Annotated in this window: 4 protein-coding genes; all 4 read left to right on the forward strand. The window is 67.7% G+C overall.

The annotated features are described in order from the left end of the window. Positions 1–175 precede the first annotated feature (175 nt). Positions 176–1006, forward strand: a complete 831-nt coding sequence (gene pgeF, locus H8S57_RS14630) for a peptidoglycan editing factor PgeF (RefSeq protein WP_186908771.1) — start codon at positions 176–178, stop codon at positions 1004–1006. Continuing rightward, positions 1003–2541 carry an ABC transporter substrate-binding protein gene (locus H8S57_RS14635; protein ID WP_186908772.1) on the forward strand — a complete coding sequence of 513 codons (1539 nt, stop codon included), beginning with the start codon at positions 1003–1005 and terminating at the stop codon, positions 2539–2541. Before pgeF ends, H8S57_RS14635 begins: the two co-directional genes overlap by 4 nt. Before the next feature lie 85 nt (positions 2542–2626). Further along, a complete protein-coding gene (locus H8S57_RS14640; protein ID WP_186908773.1) occupies positions 2627–6331 on the forward strand; it encodes a phosphoribosylformylglycinamidine synthase in 3705 nt (1234 codons plus the stop codon). A gap of 120 nt (positions 6332–6451) precedes the next feature. Then, a complete protein-coding gene (locus tag H8S57_RS14645; RefSeq protein ID WP_186908774.1) occupies positions 6452–6691 on the forward strand; it encodes a phage-shock protein in 240 nt (79 codons plus the stop codon). The last annotated feature ends 325 nt before the right edge of the window (positions 6692–7016 follow it).

Here is a 7016-nt window from a genome sequence, read left to right on the forward strand (position 1 = left end):
GGCTTGCCCCTGCGGGAGCGGGGAGAAGTTCCGGAAGCGCGCCTGCAGGGGGTGTCATCCCGCTTCGGGGATGCGTGCGGGCGGGAGCGGGCCGCGCCTTTGCGGGACAGCGGGGGCCGCACGCCCCCGTACCGCCGCCCGTTCCGTCAAACCGCTGTCATTGAGGAGAACCAGCATGAATATCACCGAACACAACGCAAACGGCGTGGTGTACCTTGCCGCCGACGGCTTCCAGGCCGCCGGCGGTGTGGTCCACGGCTTTTCCACCCGCCTGGGGGGCGTATCCGAGGGGATCTACGCCTCGATGAACCTGGGCGTCAACCGGGGGGACGACCCGGAGCGCGTCCGGGAGAATTTCCGCCGCTTCTGCGCCGCCATCGGGGCAGAGCGGGAGGGACTGGTCTTTTCCAGCCAAGTCCACGGGGACGGGGTGCGCACCGTTACCTCCGCCGACCTGGGCAAGGGGCTGGAGCAGACCGTAGACTACGAGGCCGACGCGCTCATTACCGATGTACCCGGCGCGGTGCTTACCGTTTTTTCCGCCGACTGTCTGCCCATCCTTCTCTACGACCCGGTGCGCCGGGCCGTGGGCGCGGTCCACGCGGGCTGGCGAGGCACCGCCCTGGGGATCGTGGAAAAGGCGGTGGAGCGGATGGTGGACTGCTACGGCTGCGACCGGCTGGATCTCCTTGCCGCTATCGGGCCGGGCATCTCCAAATGCTGCTTCGAGACTCATGAGGATGTGCCCAACGCCATGACCGAGGCCCTGGGCGCCTGCGCCCTTCCGTTTATCGAGGTGCTGCCCACCGGGAAATTTCATGTGGACCTGAAGGGCCTCAACGCCAGGCGGCTGGAGGGGGCCGGACTGAAGCCGGAGCATATTGCCCGCTCGCCGGACTGCACCGCCTGCCGGCCCGATCAATACTGGTCCCACCGTGTGACCCATGGGGAGCGGGGCAGTCAGGCGGCCATGATCGCGCTGCGCCGGGGAGGAGGCACAGCTTGAGAAGGATCCTGACGGCCCTGCTGACGGCTGCCTGCCTGCTGCTGGGACTGGCCGGGTGCGGAGCGGCGCCCTACGAGGAGCCGTGGCAGCCCACGCCCACGCCGGCCGCCACGGCCACGCCGGAGCCGGAGCCGGCCCAGTTTGCACTGGCCTGCTACCCGCAGTCCAGTTTTCACCCCATTACCGGCGGCAACCGAACCAATCTGTCGCTGGGAGGCCTGCTTTATGAAGGGCTGTTTGCCCTGGATCCCCAATTTCAGGTCCAGAACGTGCTGTGCGAATCCTATACCGTATCGGAGGACGCGCTGAAGTGGACCTTTGTCCTGCGTGCCGGCGTGCGCTTTTCCGACGGCAGCGCACTGACGGCGGCCGACGTGGCCGCCAGCCTGAACCAGGCCCGCGCCAGCGCCCTCTACAGCGCCCGCTTTACCGGCGTGACCGGGGTGAGCGCCGGGGAGGGAACCGTGAGCGTCACGCTCTCCAGTCCCAACGGCGGCCTGCCCGCGCTGCTGGACGTGCCGGTGTGCAAGGGAACTGGGGAGCGCCCCGCGGGTACCGGACCTTACGTGCTCGCCGGCGAGGCGGACGCGCTGGTCCTGGAGGCCAGGACGGACTGGTGGCAGGGGAACGCCCTGCCCAGGCAGTCCATCCCCCTGCGGAGCATCCAGGAGGCCGACGATCTGATCCGGGCCTTCGATACCCGTGACGTCGCCCTGGTGGCCACCGACCTGACGGGCACCAACGCGCTGGGATTCTCGGGCAGCTTTGAAACGGTGGATTATCCCACCAGCACCATGCTTTACGTGGGATTCAACACGGCCTCCGGGCCCTGCCGGGACGCGGGGCTGCGCCGGGCGCTCCAGCAGAGCTTTGACCGGGACGCGGTGGTCACGGCCCAGTTTTCCCGCCATGCGCTGGCCGCCGCCCTGCCGGTTTCCCCGGTCTCGCCGCTGTATGACGGCGCCCTGGCGGGCCGCCTGGCCTACTCGTCCCAGGCGCTGGCCCAGGCACTGGCCGGCGCGGGCTGGTCCCAAACGGACGGGAGCTGGCGGCGGGGGCGGGAAACGCTGGCGCTGCGCTTCGTGGTGCCCGGCGAGAATACCGACCGGATCTCTGCGGCGGAGCAGCTGGCAAAAAACCTGACCGACGAAGGGGTCTCAGTGGAATTGAAAAAGCTGTCCTGGGAGGATTATACGGCCGTACTGGCGCGCGGAGACTTCGATCTGTATCTGGCGGAGGTGCGCCTGACGGGGGATTTTGACCTGACCGCCCTGCTTGCACCGACCGGAGCGCTCAACTACGGCGGCTATCAGGACGCGTCGGCAGCCGGGCTTCTCCGCGCGTTCCGCGCCGCCGACGGCGCGGCGCGGGGGCAGGCGGCCGGGGCGCTGTACGAGTATCTGGCCCAGGAGCCGCCCTTTGCGGTGATCTGCTTCAAAAACTGGTCGCTGCTCACCCAGTGGCGGCTCCTTACGGGCCTGACGCCCACCCAGCAGAACGTATTTTATCGCTTTGCAGACTGGACCGTCGCGTAATGCCGTCCGGACGGGAACGGGCCCGCCGATTGGGGGACGCAGGCGGGGAAACAAGTTCGGAGAGAGAAATGTGGGGGAATCAAGAATGGGGAACGTATTTCGATGCTATGTGGAGAAGCGGCCCGGCTTTGCCGTAGAGGCGCAGCACCTGCTGGGAGAGCTGAGGGGTCCGCTTGGGCTGACGGGGCTCACCGGGGTGCGCCTGCTGCGCCGGTATGACGTAGAGGGCGTTTCCCGGGCCGTCTACGAGGCCGCCCGCACGACCGTCCTGTCCGAGCCTCAGGTGGACGACGTCTGGGACGAGGCCGTCCCGGAGCAGGACGGCGCCTGGGACCGCCTGCTGGCGGTGGAGGCCCTGCCCGGCCAGTACGACCAGCGGGCCGACTCCTGCGCCCAGTGCATCCAGATGATGACCGGCGGGGAGCGGCCTTTGGTGGCCGCGGCCACCGTATACCTGTTGACGGGCTCGCTCACCGACGGGGAATTCGAGCAGATCCGCGGCTATCTGGTTAACCCCGTGGAGAGCCGCGAGGCCGCTCTGGACAAGCCGGACACCCTCCGCCGTCAGTACCCCGAGCCCGCTTCCGTGCCCGTGCTGGAGGGCTTCACCGCGCTGGACCGGGCCGGTCTGGAGGGGCTGCTGGAACAATACGGCCTGGCCATGGACCTGGGCGACCTGGCCTTTTTGCAGGCCTACTTCCGGGAGGAAGAGCGCCGCGACCCCACCCTGACCGAGGTGCGCCTGGTGGACACCTACTGGTCCGATCACTGCCGCCACACCACCTTTTCCACCCATCTGGACCAGGTGGAGATCGGCGCCGGCCCGGTCCGGCAGGCCTATGAGCGCTATCTGGCCGCCCGGGTGGAGGTCTATGGGCAGGAGAAGGCCGCCCGGCGGCCCCAGACGCTGATGGATATTGCCACCATCGGCGCCAAGACCCTGAAAAAGCGGGGCAAGCTGCCCGAGCTGGACGAGAGCGAGGAGATCAACGCCTGCTCCATCCACGTCCCCGCCCAGGTGGACGGACAGGAGCAGGACTGGCTGCTGATGTTCAAGAACGAGACCCACAACCACCCCACCGAGATCGAGCCCTTCGGCGGTGCGGCCACCTGCATCGGCGGCTGCATCCGGGACCCCCTGTCCGGCCGGGTGTACGTCCATCAGGCCATGCGCGTCACCGGCTGCGGCGACCCCCGGACTCCCTTTGATCAGACCCTGCCCGGCAAGCTGCCCCAGCGCAAGCTGGCCCAGACCGCGGCGGCGGGTTATTCCTCCTACGGCAACCAGATCGGCCTGGCCACCGGCCACGTGGCGGAGGTTTACCATGAGGGCTATGTGGCCAAGCATCTGGAGTGCGGCGCGGTGGTGGGCGCGGCCCCGGCACGGAATGTCCGCCGGGAGCGGCCCGCCCCCGGCGACGTGGTCATCCTGTTGGGCGGGCGCACCGGCCGGGACGGCATCGGCGGGGCCACCGGCTCCTCCAAGAGCCACAACCAGAACTCCCTGACCACCATGGCCAGCGAGGTGCAGAAAGGCAACGCCCCGGAGGAGCGCAAGCTCCAGCGCCTGTTCCGGGACGGGAACGTGACGCGCCTCATCAAGCGCTGCAACGACTTTGGCGCGGGCGGCGTGAGCGTGGCCATCGGCGAGTTGGCCGACGGGCTGGAGATCGACCTGGACGCGGTGCGCAAGAAGTACGACGGTCTGGACGGCACCGAGCTTGCCATCTCCGAGAGCCAGGAGCGTATGGCCGTGGTGGTCGCCCCGGAGGATGAGGCGGCCTTTTTGGCCGCCGCGGCGCGGGAGAATCTGGAGGCCTACCGGGTGGCGGTGGTCACCGCCTCTCCCCGTATGGTCATGCGCTGGCGGGGCGAGACCATCGCCGACCTGTCCCGCGCCTTTCTGGACACCAATGGCGCCGTGAAGCACGCCGGCGTCTGCGTGAGCGCCCCCAAGCCCGAACCGGACCGGAAAGCGCCCGCCGAACGTTCCCTGCGGGATGTGGCCGCCAGCCTGAAGTGCGCCTCCCGCCGGGGGCTGACCGAGCGCTTCGACGGCTCCATCGGCGCGGGCAGCGTGCTCATGCCGTTCGGCGGAAAGTACCAGCGCACCCCCGCCCAGGCCATGGCCGCCCTGTTCCCCGTGCTGCCCGGGCAGACGACCGACCAGGCCAGCGTGATGGCCTGGGGCTTCGATCCGGACTGGATGAGCGCCGACCCCTACACGGGAGCGATCGGCTCCGTGGTCACCTCAGTGGCCAAGCTGGTGGCGGCGGGCGCGGACTACCGGAAGGCTTACCTGACCTTCCAGGAGTATTTTGAAAAGCTGCGCCAGGACCCGGCGCGCTGGGGCAAGCCCTTCCAGGCCCTGCTGGGGGCGCTGGACGCCCAGCTGGGGCTGGACTGCGCGGCCATTGGCGGCAAGGACTCCATGTCCGGCTCCTTCCTGGATCAGGACGTGCCGCCCACCCTGATCTCGTTCGCCATCGCCCCCGCCAAAGCGGGCGAGGTGCTCTCCCCTGAGTTCAAAGAGCCGGGCCATCCGGTCTACCGGTTCGGCGGCGCCGCCGCCGGCGATTATCCGGCCCACCGGGCGGCCTGGGAGGCGTTTTACGCCCTCTGCCGGGCGGGAAAGGTGCGCGCCGCCTGGGCGGTGGAGGCCGGCGGGGTGCTGGAGGGCCTGATGAACATGTCCTTCGGCAACCGGATCGGCTTTCGCGCCGCCGAGGGGGCGGAGCTGTCCGCCCGGCCCGGCGCCATTCTGGCGGAGCTGACCGAGACGGTCGAGACGCCCCATGCCGTCCGTCTGGGGGATACCGCCGCCGCGCCGGAGATCGTCGCCGGCGGCGACCGGGCGTCCATTGCCGAGCTGCTCGCCCTCAACGAGGGCGTGCTGGAGGACGTGTACCCCACGCGCGCGGGCACGGCCGCGCCCGTACCGGCCCTGAACTGGGACAAGCGCTCCCCTGCCGTGTGCAAGGCCAAAACGGCCCGGCCCAGGGTGGTCATCCCCGTGTTCCCCGGCACCAACTGCGAGTACGACTCCGCCCGGGCCTGCCTGCAGGCGGGGCTGGAGCCGGAGATCGTGGTGGTGCGCAACCTGACCCCCGCCGACCTGACCGCGTCCACGGCCGCGCTGGAGCGGGCCGTCCGGGGGGCGCAGATCGTGTTCCTGCCCGGCGGCTTTTCCGGCGGCGACGAGCCGGACGGTTCCGCCAAGTTTATCTGCTCCTTCTTCCGCAACCCCGCGCTCACGGACGCGGTCCATGACCTGCTCAAGCGCCGGGACGGCCTGATGCTGGGCATCTGCAACGGGTTCCAGGCGCTCATCAAGCTGGGCCTGGTCCCTTACGGGGAGATCCGCGCGATGGACGCGGGCTGCCCCACCCTGACCTATAACGACATCGGCCGCCACCAGAGCCGGTACGTCACCACCCGGGTAGCCTCCGTCCAGTCCCCCTGGATGCTCCGCTCCAACGTAGGCGATCTGCATGCCATCCCCATCTCCCATGGCGAGGGGCGGTTTGTGGCCCCGGCGGAAGAGCTGGAGCGGCTGATCGCGAACGGCCAGGTAGCCACCCAGTATGTGGACGCCGACGGCGTGCCCTCCATGGAGATCGACGTGAACCCCAACGGCTCCGCCGCCTGTATCGAAGGCATTTTCTCCCCCGACGGACGGGTCTTCGGCAAAATGGGACACAGCGAGCGCCGCGGCGCTTTTGTGGGTGTGAACATTCCCGGCGACCGCCGCCAGCCCCTGTTTGAGAGCGGCGCGGAATACTTCCGGTAAGCGGACCATCGCCCGGCGCGGGAGCGCCGGGCGATTTTTATTCTTTTTTAAGGAAAACTCCAGGGCGGCTTTAAGCCTGGGGTGGTAAGATGGGAGCAATCAAACGAGGAGGAAAACGATATGATCACTTTGCTGACCCTTTCCATTGTTTGCCTGGTGGCGGTGGTCCTGATTTTTGTGGTGCTGGCCATCATCGGCCTGCCTCTGCTGCTGCTGTTGGGCCTGCTGCCCTGGCTGCTGCGCATCGCGGGCGTGGTGCTGCTGGTGAAGGCGCTGTTCGACAAGCCGGTGAAGTGGGAAAACTTTATGCCGGCCATCATCGCCTTCGTCCTGTCCGCCGTACTGGGCTGGATCCTGTAAACAAACACCCCAAAAGCAGCGGGCCGCTTCCATTGGAAGCGGCCCGCTGCTTTGCGCGGACCCAGGAAGGGCCCGCCCGCCGGGAAAACGGCTCCCTTCTGCCTTGTTTGTGCATTTGGAGTACCTTTCGTCAAAACAACAGGGGGGCAGCCTCAAATGAGACTGCCCCTACAAACCGAAATTTACTGAACTCTATTTTTATGCCTTAGAGTCTGTTTTAAAACCATCAAAGTAACCAAACGAGGATACAGGCAAGACAGACAACAGCGTGAAAATAGAGTGCTTTCTTCTCATACCTGGTGGCAAAACGGCGGTTGTTTTTCAG

The sequence above is a fragment of the Lawsonibacter hominis genome (genome assembly GCF_014287895.1).
GTDB classification, from domain to species: Bacteria; Bacillota; Clostridia; order Oscillospirales; family Oscillospiraceae; genus Lawsonibacter_A; species Lawsonibacter_A hominis.